This window comes from Stenotrophomonas sp. CASM101 (assembly GCF_049384845.1).
Lineage (GTDB): Bacteria > Pseudomonadota > Gammaproteobacteria > Xanthomonadales > Xanthomonadaceae > Stenotrophomonas > Stenotrophomonas hibiscicola.
The window spans coordinates 145,252-164,506 of the sequence record NZ_JBMRFR010000003.1 but is presented as its reverse complement, the minus strand read 5'-3'; the positions used below and the strand labels follow the sequence as shown (position 1 = coordinate 164,506).

General features: G+C 67.6%; 14 protein-coding genes. 7 read left to right on the top strand and 7 right to left on the bottom strand.

Features of this window, described 5'->3' with window-relative positions:
- Nucleotides 1-19 precede the first annotated feature (19 nt).
- Entirely contained in the window at nt 20-2,995 is a 2,976-nt protein-coding gene (locus VG543_RS07015; RefSeq protein ID WP_423178317.1) for a TonB-dependent receptor, read from the bottom strand.
- 133 nt (nt 2,996-3,128) lie between these two features.
- On the bottom strand, nt 3,129-6,488 hold the full coding sequence (locus VG543_RS07010) for a TIM-barrel domain-containing protein (protein WP_423178319.1): 3,360 nt from the start codon (nt 6,486-6,488) through the stop codon (nt 3,129-3,131).
- A gap of 322 nt (nt 6,489-6,810) precedes the next feature.
- Here VG543_RS07010 and VG543_RS07005 point away from each other — a divergent pair, with 322 nt between their 5' ends.
- The 6 genes from VG543_RS07005 to VG543_RS06980 all read left to right on the top strand — a co-directional run bounded on the left by VG543_RS07005 (nt 6,811) and on the right by VG543_RS06980 (nt 14,140).
- Nucleotides 6,811-7,965, top strand: coding sequence for an SIS domain-containing protein (locus tag VG543_RS07005; protein WP_346474340.1), 1,155 nt, complete (start codon nt 6,811-6,813; stop codon nt 7,963-7,965).
- Nucleotides 7,958-8,896 carry an ROK family protein gene (locus VG543_RS07000; RefSeq protein ID WP_423178321.1) on the top strand — a complete coding sequence of 313 codons (939 nt, stop codon included), beginning with the start codon at nt 7,958-7,960 and terminating at the stop codon, nt 8,894-8,896. The genes VG543_RS07005 and VG543_RS07000 overlap by 8 nt, the downstream gene beginning before the upstream one ends.
- A 16-nt stretch (nt 8,897-8,912) precedes the next feature.
- Nucleotides 8,913-10,247, top strand: coding sequence for a D-tagatose-bisphosphate aldolase, class II, non-catalytic subunit (locus VG543_RS06995; RefSeq protein ID WP_227844508.1), 1,335 nt, complete (start codon nt 8,913-8,915; stop codon nt 10,245-10,247).
- A gap of 33 nt (nt 10,248-10,280) precedes the next feature.
- Entirely contained in the window at nt 10,281-11,057 is a 777-nt protein-coding gene (locus tag VG543_RS06990) for a DeoR family transcriptional regulator (RefSeq protein WP_010482152.1), read from the top strand.
- Nucleotides 11,054-12,169: an N-acetylglucosamine-6-phosphate deacetylase gene (gene nagA / locus VG543_RS06985; protein ID WP_312546059.1), complete on the top strand. Its 1,116-nt coding sequence runs from the start codon at nt 11,054-11,056 to the stop codon at nt 12,167-12,169. The genes VG543_RS06990 and nagA overlap by 4 nt, the downstream gene beginning before the upstream one ends.
- A gap of 192 nt (nt 12,170-12,361) precedes the next feature.
- The gene (locus VG543_RS06980) at nt 12,362-14,140 is read left to right on the top strand and encodes an MFS transporter (protein WP_423178324.1); all 1,779 of its coding nucleotides are present in this window, start codon (nt 12,362-12,364) and stop codon (nt 14,138-14,140) included.
- A gap of 51 nt (nt 14,141-14,191) precedes the next feature.
- Here the strand turns inward: VG543_RS06980 and VG543_RS06975 are convergent, their stop codons facing one another.
- The 5 genes from VG543_RS06975 to VG543_RS06955 all read right to left on the bottom strand — a co-directional run bounded on the left by VG543_RS06975 (nt 14,192) and on the right by VG543_RS06955 (nt 17,862).
- Nucleotides 14,192-14,662 carry a SecDF P1 head subdomain-containing protein gene (locus tag VG543_RS06975; protein WP_423178326.1) on the bottom strand — a complete coding sequence of 157 codons (471 nt, stop codon included), beginning with the start codon at nt 14,660-14,662 and terminating at the stop codon, nt 14,192-14,194.
- Nucleotides 14,659-15,210 (bottom strand): HdeD family acid-resistance protein, encoded by a 552-nt coding sequence (locus VG543_RS06970; protein WP_111103902.1) that lies wholly within the window; start codon nt 15,208-15,210, stop codon nt 14,659-14,661. The genes VG543_RS06975 and VG543_RS06970 overlap by 4 nt, the downstream gene beginning before the upstream one ends.
- A gap of 58 nt (nt 15,211-15,268) precedes the next feature.
- The gene (locus tag VG543_RS06965) at nt 15,269-15,964 is read right to left on the bottom strand and encodes a ComF family protein (protein WP_423178328.1); all 696 of its coding nucleotides are present in this window, start codon (nt 15,962-15,964) and stop codon (nt 15,269-15,271) included.
- Between the two features lie 97 nt (nt 15,965-16,061).
- Nucleotides 16,062-17,402 carry a chloride channel protein gene (locus tag VG543_RS06960; RefSeq protein ID WP_058979044.1) on the bottom strand — a complete coding sequence of 447 codons (1,341 nt, stop codon included), beginning with the start codon at nt 17,400-17,402 and terminating at the stop codon, nt 16,062-16,064.
- A 142-nt stretch (nt 17,403-17,544) separates the two neighbouring features.
- Nucleotides 17,545-17,862, bottom strand: coding sequence for a hypothetical protein (locus VG543_RS06955; RefSeq protein ID WP_111098629.1), 318 nt, complete (start codon nt 17,860-17,862; stop codon nt 17,545-17,547).
- Nucleotides 17,863-18,160: 298 nt separating this feature from the next.
- On the opposite strand from VG543_RS06955, the gene bioB reads away from it, so the two are divergent.
- Entirely contained in the window at nt 18,161-19,204 is a 1,044-nt protein-coding gene (gene bioB, locus VG543_RS06950; protein ID WP_423178330.1) for a biotin synthase BioB, read from the top strand.
- The last annotated feature ends 51 nt before the right edge of the window (nt 19,205-19,255 follow it).

Sequence of the window (19,255 nt, the reverse complement as noted above, 5' to 3'; positions counted from 1 at the left end):
CCGGGTAACGCAAACGGAATTACTTGAATCGGTAGCCGATGGTCACACTGTAACCACGACCGAAGATGGTGGCGTAGTCACTGGAGTCACCCAGGAAGCTGTTCGGATCGTAGAACGGCAGGCGGTTGAACAGGTTCTTGACGGTGAAGCTCAGGTTCCACGCGTCATCCGGGCGCCAGGTGACGCTCATGTTGGCGGTCCACCACGACGGTGCACCATCGCACTTGCTCTTCTGCAGGGCCAGGTAGCCGCCGGTGCAGGTTTCCTTGTTGTTGCTCTCTTCGTCGATCTGGTCGGTGGCCCACTTGGTGCCGCCCACGTAGTTGACGAACATGCTGGTGGTGACCTGCTTGTAGGTCCAGTCTGCATTGAGCGTGGCACGCAGGCGCGGGTTGTTGTAGTAGCCCACCACGTCGCCGTAGTACCAGCCGTTCTCCGCGTCCATGTAGAAGCGGTTGCGGTTGGCGATGGTGGCGGCCAGGCCGATGTTCAGGTTGCCCCAGTCGCCCAGCGAGAAGCGGCTGCGCGCGTCGATGTCGAATCCGTCGATCAGCGTCTTGCCGCGGTTCTTGTACTGGCCGACCACGCTGGCCACGTTGCCGGCGGAGTAGCCCGGCAGGGTGGCCGGGCAGCTCACGCCGCTGGCCGGGTCGGCGCACATCGCCGCCAACTGGGCAAGATTGGCACGGTCGCTGTCGGTGATCGGCGAGCGCGACATCGAGATGATGTCTTCCATGCGGCGGTAGTCCGGCGCGACGATTTCATTGTCACGGTAGATGAACCAGTAGTCGGCCGACACCGACAGCCAGGTTGCTGGCTCGTATACGAAGCCGAGGGTGGCGATCTTGGCCTTTTCCGGCTTCAGGTCCTTGTTCGGCTGGGTCATGCGCGCCACGGTGCGGCTGCAGTCGACGTTCAGCAGGTTCTTTCCGAGGTCGACGTCACCCGGCCGCTGCGACTTCAGCAGCAGGTTGGCGATGGCGTTGGTCTCGTTGCAGCGCAGCTCGTCACGGAAGCCACCCAGCTGCGCGAACACGCCGCCGTTGCCGGACTCGGCCAGGCTCGGTGCGCGGAAGCCGGTGGAATAGGTGCCGCGCAGCATCAGCTGGTCGAACGCCTGGTACTTGAAGCCGATCTTCGGCGCCACGTTGGCACTGAAGTTCGGGTACTTGTCCACGCGCACCGCCGCATCCAGTTCCAGCTTGTCGGTGATCGGCGCCACGGTCTCGGCGAACAGCGCGTAGGTGTTGCGCTTGCCGTCGAACCACGAGCCGCCCTGCTGGGTGATCAGGCCATTGGCCGCATCGGCATTGCCCGGGGTGTAGAAGGTCTCGCGGCTGGCGTTGAAGCCGAACGCGGCGCGCATCTCGCCCGCCGGCAGCTGGAACAGCGGTCCTTCGATCTTGCCGTCCAGGGTATGCAGGCGGGTCCACGACTGGATGTCGAAGGTCGGGAACGCTTCACGGATCAACGCGGCGTTGGCTTCGCTGATCTCGCCGAACTTGTACGCCGGGTGGTCGGAGATGATCACCCGACCGGTACCCGGATCGATCGTGTACGGCCCGAACGCCTTCTCGAAGCCCTTGGTGTTGACGTTGATCGTCTGGTAGGTGGTGGTGTGGGTACCGGCGCTGGCGAAGGCGGTCTCCCAGTTCCAGTCACCGCGGTTGCCACGCGCACCGGCCAGCACGCGGTAGCTCTTGTCGGTATTGCGCTGGCCGAAATAGTTCGGGCCGGCATCCTGCAGCAGGTAGTTCAGGCCGACCACCCCGCCCATCATCGCCTTCAACTGCGGACTGGCATGGTTGTATTCGTTGTTGGGGCCCAGGAACGGGTACAGGAACTGGTTGACGGTGTTGCCGGTATTGCGCGAGAACCAGCTGGTCGGGTTGCCGGTGGTGGTGCCGTAGGTGCGCGGCGTGCCGCCGTTGGCGCGCAGGTCGATGTCGGTGTAGGTCGCCTCGGCGAAGATCTCGGTGCTGTCACCCACCAGGAAAGTGCCGTTGAGGTAGGCGGTATTGCGCTCGGACTTGGCGCCGGCATCGATCTCGTTGTTCATCCAGGTTTCCCAGACGCAACGCGGACCGGCCGCTTCACTGGTCAGCACGTTCCTGCAGCCCGGCGCGGCTTCCTGCACGCGGCGGCCGGTGACCGGATCGAAGGCGAAGTAAGTGCCCGGATTGAATTCACCCGGCTTGCTGCCCACGCCCAGGCGCAGGTTGTTGAGGTAGTTCGGATTGTTGACGTAGTACTGGTCGGGCCGCTTGTCGTAGAAATCGCTCAGCGGAATCGCGTCGCGGCGGTACATGTTGACCGCACCGTAGATGTTGAAGCGGTTCTCGGCCAGGTCACCGAAGCCGGCGGTGATGCTGGCCTGCCGCTCACCGTAGGAATCGATGCGCGAGGAGGTGTCGTTGGTGAAGCTGATCTCGGCACCCTGGAAGTTGCGCTTGGTGATCACGTTGATCACGCCGGCCACCGCGTCGGTACCGTACACGGCCGACGCGCCGTCGGTCAGCACTTCCATGCGCTCGATGGCCGCGGCCGGAATCGCATCGATGTTGACGAACTGGGTCTGGAAGCCGGCCGGGGCACCGTAGTACGACAGGCGGCGACCATTCAGCAGCACCAGCGTGCCCTGCGCGCCCAAGCCACGCAGGTTGGCCTGCGAAGCACCGTCGGAACCGGTGAACAGCGAACGCGCGTCCTGCTGCGCCGGGCGGGCGGCCGGCAGGTTGTCGAGCACCTGCAGCAGCGTGCGCGCACCCATGTTCTGGATGTCCTGCTTGCTGATCACCTGCACCGGCGAGGCGGTTTCAACGTCGGTGCGGCGGATGTTGGAGCCGGTGACCTCGATGCGGGCCAGGTCGGTGGCCTTGTCCTTGCTCTCCTGGGCGAAGGCAGGAACGGCGACCGACAGCAGCACGCCGGCGATGGCCAGCGACAGCGGAGCGATCGAACGACAGGGGGGGCGGTGGTGGCGGGCGGGCAACATCGGGGTTCTCTCCTGGCAGGGGTGCAGCGCAATAAGTGAGCGCGTGGGCGTTCGGCGGGCAAAACGCTCCCGGGCCACGGCCAAGAGGGCCGTAGTCGGAATGGGCGGGGGGAGGAGCGGTGTTACGAGGGGGTCATGGGGCGACGATGCTGGCGGAGTCGCCCTCCTGGCCGATCAGTACGGCGTTGGCCCAGTTGGCACAGACCTGGGCGGGTTGGCTGCCCTGCGCACCCAGCGTGCGCAGGCTCAGGGTGGAAAGGCCACGGATGTCCAGCTCCGGCTTGACCACGCCGGGTGCCTTCACCAGGCCGCTGTCGTACAGCAGGCGGTTGTCACCCCAGACCTGGAACTGCAGGCCACCGGCGCTGCGGCAGGCGTCGTCGATGCCGAGGTCGGCACGCAGCAGGTGCCAGCCGCCCTGCAGGCGCAGGTCGATGCGGCTGTTGGCACCGACGCCCAGGCCACGGCGGAACTGCAGGCCGTTCATGCGCATGCCGGCGTCGCCACGGAACGACTGGTCGGCGCGCACCTGGCTGGCCAGCGCGGCCGGCACCGGCAGCTCGGAGAGATAGCGCTGCCGGGCCGGTCGCTCCGGTTCCTGGTGTTCGAGGATGTGGAAGGTGGACAGTGCGATCGGGCCGACGTCGCGCGGCTGCAGCGCATCGAAGGCGCGGGCACTGCCCTGTGCGGCGGTAACCATCGGATCGGTGCTGCTGGCGCCATCGCCTTCCGGGTTCTGCACGCTCAGCACGCGGAAGCGCAGCAGGCGGCCGGCATGGGCCGGGAACGCGATGCGCTGCACGCCTTCCTTCAACTGCAGGCGGCCACGCGCGATCGGCTCGCCCCACTCGCCGTTGCTGTCGCCCAGGTAGACCTCGTAATCGCGTACCTGGCCGTGCTTCCAGTTCTTGTCGTTGCGCGGCGCGATGTCGATGCCATCGATCATCCTGCGCTCGCCGAACCCGATCACCCACTCATGCGCACCGGTGCGCACGGCTTGGTTGCGCACACTGCGGAACCAGGTGGCCGGGTCATCATCGAAGGCATTTTCCAGCGCATGGCCGGGCTCTTCGGCCGGGCGATTGACCACCAGCAGGCTGTCGGCCGGCAGTTCGCGGCCGAGTACCGGCGCGGCCGGATAGGCATCGTCGGCGGCCGCAGCGGCCACCTCGAAGTCCAGCTGCAGCTGAAGCGGCTGGCGGATGTCCTGGGTAGCGGTACGCACGTGCAGCGTGCCACGGCGCTCCTTGGCATCGAAGTACCAGCCTTCAGCCGCACCGTTGAACGCCGCCGCATCGGCCAGCGCCGGCAACGTGCGGCCACCGGCATGCACCGCACGCGGCGCCTGCCGGCTGAGCACGCGCAGGCCATAACGGCGCTGCGCCAGCTGGCCGTTGTACTGGCCCTGCACCGGATCGATCTGCACCTGCACCGGGCCACTGCCCTGCACCGGCGCCTGCACGCGGATCACCTGCGTGCTCGACTCACCCTGCTGGTAGCGGCGCGTGTTGCCATCGTCTTCGTACAGCGTGTACTGCGACTCGCCCTGCGGATACAGATCGAAGGTCACTTCATCGAGCGGCTTTTCGCTGTCGAACAGCATCGAGGGGTACATCGGCAGGATCGCACCGGCACGCACGAACACCGGCAGCGTGGCCAGGTCCACCTGGCGGTCGAGCTGGCGGCCGTCGGCGCCGGCCTGCACGCGGCGGCCATCCCAGTAGTCGATCCAGCCGCCGGCCGGCAGGTGGATGTCGCGGCGCCAGCCACGGCTGGCGGCCTGGCTGCGGTACACCGGCGCCACCAGCAGGTCGCGGCCAAGCAGGAACTGGTACTTGTAGGTTTCATCCTGCGCATGCGGGTCGCGCGGGTTGTCCCACATCAGGCCGCGCACCGGCGGTGCGCCGGTCTGCGCGGCCTCGTGCACCAGGCCGTACATGTACGGGGTCAGGCGCATCTTCAACTTCAGGTAATCGCGGTTGATGCTGCGGTAGGGCTCGTCGTACCACCACGGATGCTTGCGTGCGTTCGACGACCAGCCGCTCATGCCCATCAGTACCGGCGTGAACGCCTTCCACTGCAGGTCGCGGGTGAAGGTCTCGGCGCTGCCGCCGAAGATCGCATCCACATCGCCGCTGGCGTAGGCCATGCCGGACAGGCCCGACCCGACCAGGGTCGGCACGTGCCAGCGGATGTAATCCCAGCTGCTGCTCTGGTCGCCGGTCCAGGCCACCGCATAGCGCTGGATGCCGGCCCAGCCCATCACCGTCCACAGGAACGGGCGCGAATCGGAATTGTCGAGGATGCCGTTGAACGCCTGACGGTTGGCGTCCATCGCGAACTGGTAGCCCTTGCCGGTCCAGGCGACGTCCAGCTTCTGCACGCGGCTGCCGGCCTTGCCCACTTCCCAGGCGATCTTGTCGACGCCGTTCTCGGTCCACAGGCCGGTGCGGAAACCGTAGCCGGCGAGCCCCTTCACCGTTTCCGGCAACTGCTTGTAGCCGCAGCCGTAGCCATCGTTGGGCAGGATCCAGCCACCGGGCATGTCGTGGGCGCGGTACTGCTTGGCCACGCTGTTGATGACATCCGGCGTGGTGCCGGTCGGGCCGTCACTCCAGCCTTCGGGCACGGTGCCGGGCTTCCTGCTGTTGTCGCCGTCGTTGTAGCAATCGGCGTCGCCGTAGGACAGCGCCCAGCGCGCGACCATGTTCGGGCGGCCGGTCAGCTGGGTGTAGCGCTCGATCAGTTTCGGCAGGTCGGCGCCGACGAAGTAATAGGCATCGAAGCGGTCTTCGCGATGCAGCAGCGTGGCCTGGTCGGCCTCGCGCAGATCGTAGCTGCCATCGCTCCAAGTGTTGCGCAGCATGCCCCAGCCACGGCTGCTCAGCAGCATCGGTGCAGGACTGGGGCGGTCGCCCTCTTCCCAGCCGCCGGAATAGGACACCTCCAGCTCGCGGCCCTTGAACTGGTAGCGGCCGTTCTGCTGGCCGCCACCGAAGTAGCCCTCATCGGCCTGCGAGGACAGCACCTGCACGCTCTGCGTGGCATCCAGGTCCAGCGGCTGCAGTTCCTGCCACAGCGCGGTGGGTTGGCCGTTGTCCAGCCGTTCCAGGCGCATGCGCAGCGGCTGCCGCTGTACATGCAACACCAGTGACTCGGTGCGCACGCGGATTTCCTGCGCATCTTCTTCCAGCTGCGCCTGCACGTTCGCCTTGGGCTGCGGCAGCACGATCGGTGCGGCTTTGTCGCCGGCGCCGGTCAGCGTGCCGTTGCGGCCGGCTTGCACGCGGATGATGTCGGTCGTCGGCAGTTCAATGCGGATGCGCGCTCCCTTGTCGGTCTGCAGGTCCCAGCCCTGCACGCCGTCGCGGCTGGCGCTGGCGGCAACCGAACGCAGGTTGCCGACCGGCTCGGCGCGGGCCGTCATGGACGCCAGCATCAAGGCCGGCACCAGGGCCAGCATCAGCGGCGAGCGACGAACGCAGATTTCCACACGGACTCCCAACCCGTTTACCGGGCGTTTCGAAAGCGGTTGGGCCGACTCTAGGGCAGCGATTCGAAAGATGTCAACAAATTGAAAGGAAAAAGGAAGATATATTCCTTTGAAACGAAAGTTGTTGCGTCGCAGTACTTTGTGTAATCGATTGCAGCTGCCTGTTAAGCATTGTGCGATGCGGCATTCGCCCCGTTCTTTCGTTTTCCCGAGTGCTCGGCAGCGGGAAAAGTCATCGCGTCATTTTCTTTCTTTTTACTTTCGATGTTTGACATTTCGAAAGAAAACGCAGATGGTGCGCTGGCCCAACTGGAACCTCCGAATGGACGTCACCCTGCTTTCCGATGTGTCCGCCTGGCAGCGCCTTGGCGGAGCCGATACCGCTACCGAAATCGCCCAGCAGCCAGCGCTGTGGGAAGCCCTCGCCCAGGATCTGTCGCGTGCCCGCGACCGCCTGCAGGCCTTCCTCGGCGGCAGCCTCAACGATCCCAACCAGCGCGTGCTGTTCACCGGCGCCGGCAGCTCCGGCTTCATCGCCGAGATGGTGGCCGATGCGATCAATGCGCAGTGGGCGGCCGAGGTGCGCGTGGTGCACACCACCAGCCTGCTGACCCATCCGGCACTGTACCTGCAGCGCGACCGCCCGACCCTGCTGGTGTCGTTCGGCCGCAGCGGTTCCAGCCCGGAAAGCGTGGCCGCGGTGGAGCGCGTGCGCAGCGACGTGGATGACGCGCGCTTCCTCGACATCACCTGCAACGCCGATGGCGAACTGGCCCGCCGTGGGGCCGGCCGTGCCGATACCTGCACGCTGCTGATGCCGTCGGCCAGCTGCGATCGCGCCTTCGCCATGACCAGCAGCCTGACCTGCATGCTGCTGGCTGCGCTGACCGTGTTCGATCGTTCGCCGTGGGATGCGCGCGTGGCGCGCCTGAAGCAGATCGCCGCGCTGGCCCGCGAAGGCCAGGCGCAGTGGGATGCACCGGTGGCGGCGCTGGCGCAGCGCCCGTTCAACCGCATCATCTACCTCGGCAGCGGCCCGCTGGAAGCGCTGGCGCGCGAGTGCGCGCTGAAGGTGCTGGAGCTGACCGCCGGGCGCGTGCTGGCGTTGGCCAACACGCCATTGGGGTTCCGCCATGGCCCGAAGTCGACGCTGGACGGCAACACCCTGGTGGTGGTGCTGCGCAGCGTGCAGCCGCTGGCGCGCCGCTACGAACAGGACCTGCTGGAAGAGCTGCGCCGCGACGGCGTGGCCGGCCAGGTGCTGGCGATCGGCCCGCATTCGGACATCGGCGCCGATGACGAATACACCCTCACCGTGCCGGCACTGGACGATCCGTGGCTGGCACCGGTGTGGCTGGGCTTCGCGCAGTTGTTCGCGCTGCAGCGCTCGGCCGCGCTGGGCCTGACCCCGGACAACCCGTTCCCGGACGGCACCGTCAACCGCGTCGTCAAGGGCGTCACCATCCACCATGGCTGAGCTGATCGCCCACGCCTGCTATGGCATCGACATCGGCGGCACCAAGATCGAGCTGGTGGCGTGCGATGCGGCGATGCAGGTCACCTGGCGCCGCCGCGTGGCCACCCCACAGGGTGACTACGACGGCTTCCTGCAGGCGGTGGTGGCGCTGGTCGCCGAGGCGGACGCTGCCCTCGGCCGCAGCGATGCGGCCATCGGCATCGCCCTGCCCGGCGTGCGCGACCGCCGCAGCGGCCGCCAACTCAGCGCGAACGTGCCTGCACTGACCGGCCAATGCGTGGCGCAGGATCTGCAGGCACGCCTGCAGCGCCCGCTGCACTTCGGCAACGATCTGCAGTGCTTTGCCCTGTCTGAAGCGCACGGCGGCGCCGCCGATGGCTACCCCAGCATGTTCGGCGCCATCCTCGGCACCGGTGCCGGCGGTGGCTTCTGCCTGCAGGGCCGGCTGCTGTCCGGCTTCAACGGCCTGGCCGGCGAATGGGGCCACTGGAGCGTGCCCGGCCATCTGCTGCAGCGCCATGGCCTGCCGCTGCTGGACTGCGGCTGCGGCCTGCAGGGCTGCGTTGAGCGCTATGTGTCCGGCAGCGGATTGGCCATGATCGAACGCCACCTCGGAGGCAGCGCCGTCGACGCCAGTGCGGTGATCACGCTGGCCGAAACCGACGATGCCCGCGCGCGCAAGGCGCTGGACATCCATCGTGACCTGCTCGGCCACAGCCTGGCCGCGCTGGTGCTGGCACTGGACCCGCACGTGATCGTGCTCGGCGGCGGACTCTCGCAGTACGCGCCGCTGTACCAGCAGCTGCCGGCCGCCATCGCCACCCATCTGTTCAATGGCGTGCAGGTCCCGCCGATCGTGCCGCCACGGTTCGGCGATGCCGGTGGCGCACGTGGTGCCGCCCTGCTCGCCTGCCAACCCTCGTTTTCCTGATCTCCGGAGCCTGACCATGTCCCCGTTGCAGACCCTGCTTGCTTCCCACCGCGCCGGCGCCAACGTCGGCCTGTACAGCGTCTGCTGCAGCAACGAGCAGGTGCTGCGCGCGGCCATGCACGTCGCCCTGGCGCATGGCACCGTGCTGCTGATCGAGGCCACCTCCAACCAGGTCGACCAGTTCGGCGGCTACACCGGCATGACCCCGCCGCAGTACCGCGACTACGTGGGCACGCTGGCCGATGAAGAAGGCTTCCCGCGCGAGCGGCTGATCCTGGGCGGCGACCACCTCGGCCCGAATGCCTGGCAGAAGCGCCCGGCCGCCGAAGCGATGACCCACGCACGCGTGCTGATCGAAGCCTATGTCACCGCCGGTTTCCACAAGATCCACCTCGATTGCAGCATGTCCTGCGCCGATGACCCGGTGCCGCTGCCCGATGCCGTCGTTGCCGCACGCTCGGCCGAGCTGGCCGAGATCGCCGAGCGCACCGCCGCCGAACACGGCCTGCCGCCGCCGGTCTACGTGATCGGTACCGAGGTGCCGATTCCCGGGGGTGAAGCCTCGCTGGCCGAGGGCCTGCAGGTGACCACGCCCGCTGCTGCCGCGCAGACCCTGGCGATTCATCAGCAGGCGTTCGATACGCCGCAGCTGCGCGATGCGTGGCAGCGCGTGATCGCCATGGTGGTGCAACCGGGCGTGGACTTCGACCACAGCAGTGTGCACGAGTACGACCCAGCCGCCGCCAGCACGCTGGCCGACTTCCTCGAACAGCAGCCGCGCATCGTGTTCGAAGCGCATTCCACCGACTACCAGCGCGAAAGTGGCCTGCACGCCTTGGTGCGCGACCACTTCGCCATCCTCAAGGTCGGCCCGGCGGCGACCTTCGCCTACCGCGAAGCGCTGTTCGCGCTGGCCGCGATCGAGGCCGAACTGCTGCCGGCCGCACAGTGCTCGCGCCTGCCGCAGGTGCTGGATGAAGTGATGGTGGCTCAGCCGAAGTACTGGCAGTCCTACTACCAGGGCGATGAGGCAGCGCTGCGCCTGCTGCGCAGCTATTCCTTCAGCGACCGCTGCCGCTACTACTGGGGCGAGCCCGCGCTGGTGCAGGCGGTGCAGACCCTGTTCGCCAACCTGGAACAGCACGCGCCGCCACTGGTACTGCTCAGCCAGTACCTGCCGGAGCAGTACCGCGCCGTGCGTGAGGGCACGCTGGCCAACACGCCCACCGCGCTGGTGCAGCACCGCATCGGCCTGTGCCTGGGCGAGTACGCCCGTGCCTGCAGCGCCAACCAGGCCGGAACCCGCACGCATCACGCAGACGCGGCTGCCGCCGTTGCTGCGAACGGCTAATCTTTACCTTTCCCCGCGACACCGAGAATGGCCATGCGCAACACCCGCTCCCGCCGGCAACAGATCCTGCAGCTGCTGATCGAGCACGGCTCGGTGCAGGTGGCCGATCTGGTCGAGCGCTTCGGCGTGTCGGCGGTGACCATCCGTGCCGACCTGACCCACTTCGAATCGCAAGGCCTGGCCAATCGTACTCACGGCGGCGCCACGCTGGTGCGCACGCCGCCACAGGAACAGGACATCCACGAAAAGGACGCACTGAACCTGCCGCTGAAGGAATCGATCGGCGCGTGTGCCGCGCGCCTGGTGCGGCCCGGTGACAACATCATCATCGACTCCGGCTCGACCACGATGACCCTGGCCCGTCACTTGCGCACCCAGCGCGACGTGACGGTGATGACCAATGGGTTGAACATCGCCTGGGAACTGGCCAACGCGCCCGGCATCAACGTGCTGCTGACCGGTGGACTGCTGCGCCAGCAGTCGTTGTCGCTGCAGGGCAGCCAGGCCGAAGCCAGCCTCAACTCCTACAGCTTCGACACCCTGTTCCTGGGCGTGGACGGCCTGGACCTGCAGTTCGGCCTGACCACCCACGATGAAGCCGAAGCCCGCCTCAACCACCGCATGGTCGAGCGCGCGCGCCGCATCGTGGTGCTGACCGACGCCTCCAAGTTCGGCCGCGTCAGCCTGCACCGCATCGCACTTCTCGATCAGATCCACGCCATCATCACCGACGCCGGCATCGACGACGCAACCCGTGAAGGGCTGCAGCGGTTGGGCATCGAGGTGATCATCGCCGAGCCCACTGCATGACCGACACCCGCACCCTGCATGGCCGCATCCTCACGCCGCTGGGTTGGCGGCGTGGCCACGTCCACTTCGATTCGCACATCCGCCAGCTGCAGGTGGACGACCACAGCGGCGCTGACGACCTGCAGCTGCCGGTGATCCTGCCCGGCTTCATCGACCTGCACGTGCATGGTGCGGCCGGCGTCGACCTGATGCAGGGCGGCGACGTGGCCCGCACCATCGCCCGCACCCACCTGCGCTTCGGTACCACCACGCTGCTGGCAACCACCATGACCGCCGGCCTGGATGAGATCGAGCACGCGCTGCACGGCGTCGCTGCGGCGATGGCGGCGCCCGATGCCGACGCCGCCAGCATCGCCGGCGTGCATCTGGAAGGACCGTTCATCAGCCCGCAGCGGCTGGGCGCACAGCCCAATCGTACGATCGAGGCGACGGTGGCACTGGTGCAGCAGCTGCACGCGCTGGCGCCGATCCGGGTGATGACACTGGCGCCGGAAATCGGCGAGCACACCGCGCTGATTCCCGCGCTTTCGGCAATGGGCATCCGTGTGCAGCTTGGCCACAGCGCCGGCACTTACGAAGAAGGTGTTGCTGCGCTGCAGGCCGGGGCTTCCGGCTTCACCCATCTGTTCAACGGCATGACCGGCGTCGACCACTACCGGCCTGGCATCGCCGCGGCGGCGCTGGCACATGCGCAGTACGCCGAGATCATTCCCGACCTGCAGCACATCCATCCCGGCGTGATCCGCCTGGCCGCGCGCGCGATTCCGCGCCTGTACGCGGTGACCGACGCGACTGCCGCCACCGGCATGCCCGATGGCGAGTACGCGCTGGGCGAGCAGCGCGTGCACAAGTGCGGCGGCTGCGTGCGCCTGGCGACGGGTTCGCTGGCCGGCAGCGCACTGACCATGGACCAGGCGCTGCGCAACCTGGTGCGCGTCGGCCTGGAGCTGGCCGATGCCTCGCAACGTGTTTCCACCTTCCCGGCCGACTATCTGGGCCTGGGCGATCGCGGCCGCATTGCGCCCGACGCCCGCGCCGACCTGGTGGTACTGGACGCCGAACTGCGCCTGCAGCAGGTGGTCATTGGTGGGCGCGTGGTCGATCTGACCTGACGCAAGCGATGCGGCCCGGATGCCGCGCGGGCTCCCTGTAGAGCCGAGCCATGCTCGGCTCACCGCGCGAAGCGCGGCATGGGGAACCTCGATATCGGAACGGAAAGCAGCCGAGCATGGCTCGGCTCTACAGAATGCACTCTGCGACGAACCGCCGCCGGGCCTGGCCCGGCGCTACCACAGGAACTGCCGATGACTGCAAGCACCGCCCCGCGCTGGCCCGTACGCTACCTGCTCTTCATCGGCGGCCTGGGGGGCCTGCTGTACGGCATCGACATCGGCATCATCGCCGGTGCCCTGCCCTATCTTGAAGCGACCGCCAGTCACGCCTGGCAGCTCAGCAGCCAGCAGCTCGGCTTCGTGGTGGCGGCGGTACTGCTGGGCAGCGTGCTGTCCTCGCTGTTCGCCGGCATGGTCGCCGACCTGATCGGTCGCCGCGGTGCGATGCTGCTGGCCGGCCTGCTGTTCACCGCCTCGATTCCGATCATGGCGCTGGCCTCGGGCTACACGCCGCTGCTGCTCGGGCGGCTGCTGCAGGGCATCAGTGGCGGCCTGATCGGCGTGGTGATTCCGCTGTACCTGGCCGAAGTGCTCAGCCCCGAGCGGCGTGGACGCGGTGCGGCGATGTTCCAGCTGCTGCTGACCATCGGCCTGGTGCTGGCCGCGCTGATCGGCCTGTACCACGCCCATGCGGTGGATGCCGCCGCCGAGGCCGTGCGCTCGCTGCCGGTCGCGCAGCAGGCGCAGGAACTGTTCACGGTGAAGGACCACGCCTGGCGCACCATCTTCTGGAGTTGTCTGGCGCCAGGCCTGCTGTTCTGCGCCGGTATCTTCTGGCTGTCCGAATCGCCACGCTGGCTGGTGCGCCGCGGCCGCATCGCTGAAGCCCGGCGCAGCCTTGAGCGCGTCCTCCCCGCCGCAGAGGTTGAGCCCACGCTGGCCCAGATCCAGGCGCCGGAATCGAGCAGCAGCGACGGCAAGCGCGACCCACTGCTCAGCCGCCGCTACGTGGTGCCGTTCGTGCTGGCCTGCGTGGTGCTGGCCTGCACCCAGGCCACCGGCATCAATTCGGTGCTGGCCTACGCGGTGAACATCCTCAACCAGGCCGGCCTGTCCGGCTCGGTGGCCAACGGCGCCGACGTGGCGATCAAGCTGCTGAATGCGGTGATGACCGTGGTCGCGCTGCTGCTGGTCGATCGCAAGGGCCGCAAATTCCTGCTGATGCTCGGCAGTGGCGGCATCTGCGTGGCCCTGCTGGGCGCGGCCACGCTGTTCTTCCAGGCTGAACGCGGCCGTACCGACGTGCAGCCGCAACTGCAGGCAGCGGTCAGCGGCGACGGCCTGCGGCTGGTGCTGGATGATGCGCAGTGGCAGCGCCTCGGCGCTGGCATCGACAGCGAAGGCCGGCCGCTGCAACTGACCGTGTCGTATGCCTACGGCGACTTCACCAATGTGCGCGCCCTCCGCAGCGACAACCTGACCGACCGCGAGCTGCGCATCGAGCGTGCCGGCACCGTGCAGCCGGACAGCGTGATCGGTGCGTTCTTCCGCAAGCTGCATCTGAACCCGTTCGCCGACCCGGCCAGTGCCAGCCAGGCGCCATTGCGCATCGAGCAGGCCCGCATCGGCCCGGTGCCGCCGCCGGCCCATGGCTGGGCCGTGGCCGCCTGCATCCTGGTGTTCGTGGCGTTCTTCGCCGTCGGCCCCGGCGTCTGCGTGTGGCTGGCACTGTCGGAACTGATGCCGAACCGCATCCGTTCCAACGGCATGAGCATCGCGCTGCTGATCAACCAGTTCGTGTCCACCACCATCGCCGCCATCTTCCTGCCCACCGTGGGCCACTACGGCTATGCGAGCATGTTCGTGTTCTGGGCGGCGTGTACCTTCGTGTTCTTCCTGGTGGCCGCATTCTGGCTGCCGGAGACCAAGGGCAAGTCGCTGGAAGAGATCGAGGCGCGGTTCGCCCGGTAGCGGTCGACCTTGGTCGACCACCCCGCGCGCCGCGGGTTCATGGCGCGTCCGTCAGTCGCCAGTGATGTGCTTCGCCAGCTCCTGCGCCTCGGCAACGCTGGGCAGCCCGCTCAGCATCATCGATTCGCCGAACGGCCCCTGCACCGTCGCCACCATCAGCACGCCGCCATCCACGCTGATCGCCGCTCGCTGACCGACCAGTGCTGCCGTGCCATCGTGGATGCGCTGGTGCGCTTCGTGTCGAAACCGGATCTGCAGGCCCGGCTGCTTGGCCTCGTCCAGCACGTAGCGCACATCGGCGATGTCGGCGCTGCCAGCGATCGGCGGCTCGCGCAGGGCGAGCGTTTCGCCCTGCCACTGCGCCTGCCTGCCCTTGCCGTCCGCATCGACCGCGCTCAGGCGTACATCCACATCCGCGCGCGGCGCATGATCCTTGCCTGCCAGCGCACCGGGCGTGGTACCCGGCATGCATCCGGCCAGCACCAGCGCTGCGCCCAGCAGGAACGGAAACGCGCCCCTCACTTCAGCTTCCGCAGCTTGAATGCCACCAGTACCTGCAGCAGCCCATACAGCAGGCTGCCGATGCCGATCCACAGCGTGGTCACCGCCACGCCTGCGTACGGGTTGGCCGCAAACAGCAGGCCCAGCACCACCGCAAGCACACCACTGAGTATCAGCAACCACTCGCCCTGGATCTGCTTGCGCACGCGGATCGCGAGCACGATGCGATAGATGCCCGCCACCAGCAGCCACGCTGCGAGGAACAACACCAGCACGCTGGCGGTGGCCAGCGGGTTGATCACCGCCAGGATGCCGAAGCCCAGCGAGGCGATGGCATACAGCGCCAGCCACCCACGCGAGGCACCACTGCCGCCGCTGATCAGTGCGAACAGGCTGATGACGCCTTCAACGATGGCCATCACGCCCAGTGTCCAGGCCAGTGCCATCGCTGCGGACAGCGGCCAGCCAATGGCAACGATGCCGAAACCCAGTGCGACGAGCCCGTACAGCAGCAGGATCCACCAGCTGCGCCCAACCGCCGACAACAAGGGAGACAAGGGGGAATTCATGGCCACTCCTCCGATCCGGAACCGGCCTCATCCTAGCCCCTGTGGATGAAGAGGGCGATCACGGCGCCCGCGCGCAGACCCACACGCGCACCTCCGCAGCGCCCACCAGGCGCAGCGTCTCGGCGACCTCCATCACCGTGCTGCCAGTGGTCATCACGTCATCGACCACGGTCAGCCGCGAGGGCACGGAACCACGCACGTCGAATGCATCGAACAGATTTTCCCTGCGCTGTTCGGCCGTGCGCTCGGACTGCGGCGCGGTGTGGCGCCGCCGGTACAGCCCCTGCCAGACCGGCATCGGCAGCAGCCGGCACAGCTCGCCCGCCTGGTTGTAGCCGCGCTGGCGCAGCCGGCGATTGTGCAGCGGCACCGGCACCAGTGGTGGACACCACCACGGCGGCGGTGCGCGCTGCATCAGCTGCGCGAGCAGGCGTCCGGCTGCGAGATCCTGACGGAACTTGTAGCGGACCAGCAACTGGTCGACCGGTGGCAGGTACAGCAGGCTGGCGTGGGTAGCCGCCTGTGGCGGTACCTCCTCGCGGCAGGTGCCACAGACGATCAACGCGGTGTCGGGCAACGGCAAGGCGCAGCGCAGGCAGGCACGGCCTGCCCAGGGCAGATCGGCCAGGCAAGCCCAGCACAGATCAAGATCATCGTGGCCCGGGTCGCCGCAGACCAGGCAACGGAGCGGTAGCAGCGCACCAAGCAGTGCGCGCGAGACACGGGTTGCCGAACGCAGGAGATCAGTACGCATCACCCAATACTTGATGGCGCACGCCGCGTGCGGCCATCGGCGAAGCACCGATTGCAGTGTCGGAACTGCCCTCAACTGCGACGGGGGCCGCCGCCCGTCAGGAAAGGCGTTCACCCTGTCCGGTCGCCGGTGGCGTAGCGGCGGGCCCGATCAACAACTCCGCCAGCCCGCGATAGATCGGCACGCGGCACACCAGCCCGGACACGCCACGCGCGATCAGCACCGTGGCCAGTATCGGCAGCAGCAGGTCGCCGCTGTCGGTCAGTTCCAGCGAGATCACCGCCGACGTCAGCGGGGCCTGGGTAACGCCGGTCAGGTAAGCACACATGCCCAGCAGCACGAACGCGCGCGGATCCACGCCCGGCATCAGCACTGCCAGGTTGTGGCCGAGTCCAGCGCCGACCGCCAGCGCCGGCGAGAACAGGCCGCCGGGAATGCCCGCCACGTACGAGGCCAGATTGGCCAGCAGCTTCATCAACCCGAACTCGTGGCCGACCAGCGCCTGCCCCTGCACCAGGCTGCGCGCCTGCTCGTAGCCGGTGCCGAACGCGCCTTCACCGAAGACCAGGGCGAGCAGTACCACCGCCATGCCGCAGCCTGCGGCCAGCAGCACCGGATGCCGCTGCCGCAGTTGCCCGAGCCAACGCGGGCGGCCCGCCGCACTGGCCAGCACCGCACGCGCGAACAGGCCGCCCAGCAGCCCTGCCACCACGCCGCAAAGCAGGATGGCCAGCCAGCCCTGGCCGAGTGGCAGGCGTGCACTCACATGGCCGAAGTAGGTGTAGTTGCCGAGCAGGCCCAGCGACACCACGCCGCCGACGATCACTGCGGTCAGCAGGGTGCCTGAGAAACGATGCTCGAAGCGGCCGCTGAGCTCCTCGATGGCGAAGACGATACCGGCCAGCGGCGTGTTGAAGGCCGCCGCGATACCCGCCGCACCACCGGCCAGCAGGAAGTGCGAGAGCTCGCGGGGATCCTTGAAACCGAACCAGCGGCCGAACAGATACATCAGGCTTGCGCCTACGTGCACGGTGGGCCCCTCGCGCCCGACCGATGCGCCCCCCAGCAGCGACAGCGAGGTCAGCAGCAGCTTGCCGGCCGAAACCGCTGGGGAAAGGTTGGTTTTCCGGAACGGCTCATCGGCCTTGTCCAGCGCGGCGATGACCTGCGGAATGCCGCTGCCCCGCGTGGGCTTCAGCACGCCGGAAGTGAGCCACGCCAGCAGCGCGAAGATGCCGGGCGTGAGCAGCAGGGCCCACCATGGCGAGTGTGACGTGATGCGCTGGAACAGATGGAAGGCCGCATCGCTGGCCTTGGCGAACAGGATGGCCACCAGCGCCACGGCCACGGCGCCGCCCCAGAGCGCGGCGCGGCGGCGCCAGGCTTCGCTGAGAACCAGCGCGGTGATGCGGCCGCGGAGGCGATGGAGATCGGTCATGAGTCAAAGTCTGCGCGCCAGCGCTTTGGTTAGACAGCGGCCACTGTGGCCGAAGGCCTTGCAGGATGCGGTGAAATGCACGTATGCCGCCAGAAGAGCGTCCTGAACTCGGGCAGATGCAGCGATCTGCGAGATCTGATGCTCAGATCACCAAACGATGCAGAATGTGGGTCAGCGTCAGCTGAGAACAGCCTTGGTTCGGCAACACACCATCCTCTCCCGGCGTGCCCATCTCGAATCCTTCCTCGACGTCCTCGTAGTACAGCAACCCGTCGGGCAGCTGTGCGACCGCCCAGACCCACTCAATCATGCCCAGCCTGTGCAACCGAACCGCATGGAATGGCACGCGCAGGGATTCGAAGGTGGCTCGTTGGACAGGTGAGCAATCCTGCAACTGCCGTGCGACCAGGGTTTCCAGTTCTTCCCGGGTGATCGGCTGCCAGTTGTCCGGATTGTCCATTGCAGCGCTGCCCGATTGAACGTGTGTGCTTGAGGTTACGTCCAACGCGCTGCGCGGGTCGATCCTGACGATGTTCGGGCCAAGCTCACCGCGCAGGCTGCCCCCGCTCCCGGCCCGAGGACGGGGTTCGCCGCGGCAGCAGCGATGCCCGCAATCGATGCAGCGCCATGGCCATCGCTTGTATGGGATTCCATTCCAGTCACGGCCAAGTAAACCAAAACATCAAACTAAAAGTTGACAGTCCGTGCCCCCCCACCCACACTGCCGCCCTCGCTCCACTCGTACCCAAGGCCCCGCCATGGCTGCTGCCATCCGCCACGACTGGCATCACGACGAACTGCAGGCGCTGTTCGATCTGCCGTTTCCCGAGCTGCTGTTCCGCGCCGCCGCGGTGCACCGCGAGCACTTCGATCCGGCGCAGGTGCAGGTGTCCACGCTGTTGTCGGTGAAGACCGGAGGCTGCCCGGAAGACTGCGCGTACTGCCCGCAGGCGCAGCGCTACAGCACCGGGGTGAATGCGCAGAAGCTGATGGAGACCGATGCGGTGCTGGCCAAGGCGCGCCAGGCCAAGGCCGCCGGTGCGTCGCGCTTCTGCTTGGGTGCCGCGTGGCGATCGCCAAAGGACCGCGACATTCCGAAGGTGGCGGCGATGATCGCCGGGGTGAAGGCGCTGGGCCTGGAGACCTGCGCCACGCTGGGCATGCTCAGCGGCGAGCAGGCACGTGCGCTGAAGGACGCGGGCCTGGACTACTACAACCACAACCTCGACACCGCGCCGGACTACTACGATTCGATCATCCACACGCGCCAGTACCAGGACCGCCTGGATACGCTGGAACACGTGCGCGATGCCGGCCTGAAGACCTGCTGTGGTGGCATCGTCGGCATGGGCGAGACGCGCGCGCAGCGCGTTGGCCTGCTGCTGGCACTGGCCACGCTGCCGGCACACCCCGATTCGGTGCCGATCAACAAGCTGGTGCAGGTGGTGGGCACGCCGCTGCACGGCAGTGCCGAGCTGGACCCGTTCGAGTTCGTGCGCATGATCGCGGTGGCCCGCATCGCCATGCCGCGCGCGATGGTGCGGCTGTCGGCCGGGCGCGAGGCGATGAGTGACGAACTGCAGGCGCTGTGTTTCCTGGCCGGCGCCAACTCCATCTTCTACGGCGACAAGCTGCTGACCACCGGCAACCCGGAGAGCGAGCGCGACCTGGCTTTGTTCGCGCGGCTGGGGTTGCAGCCGATGGCCGTGCAGGTGGATGCCGAAGGCCACGACCACGGCGGCACCGTGCACGCCGATATCAGCGCCGATGCACCCGGCTGCGGCTGCGCTCACGCGGCCTGAGACGGGCCGCAAGCAGGCGCCGCGGCAACGCGCTACCCTAGCCGCTCCGTC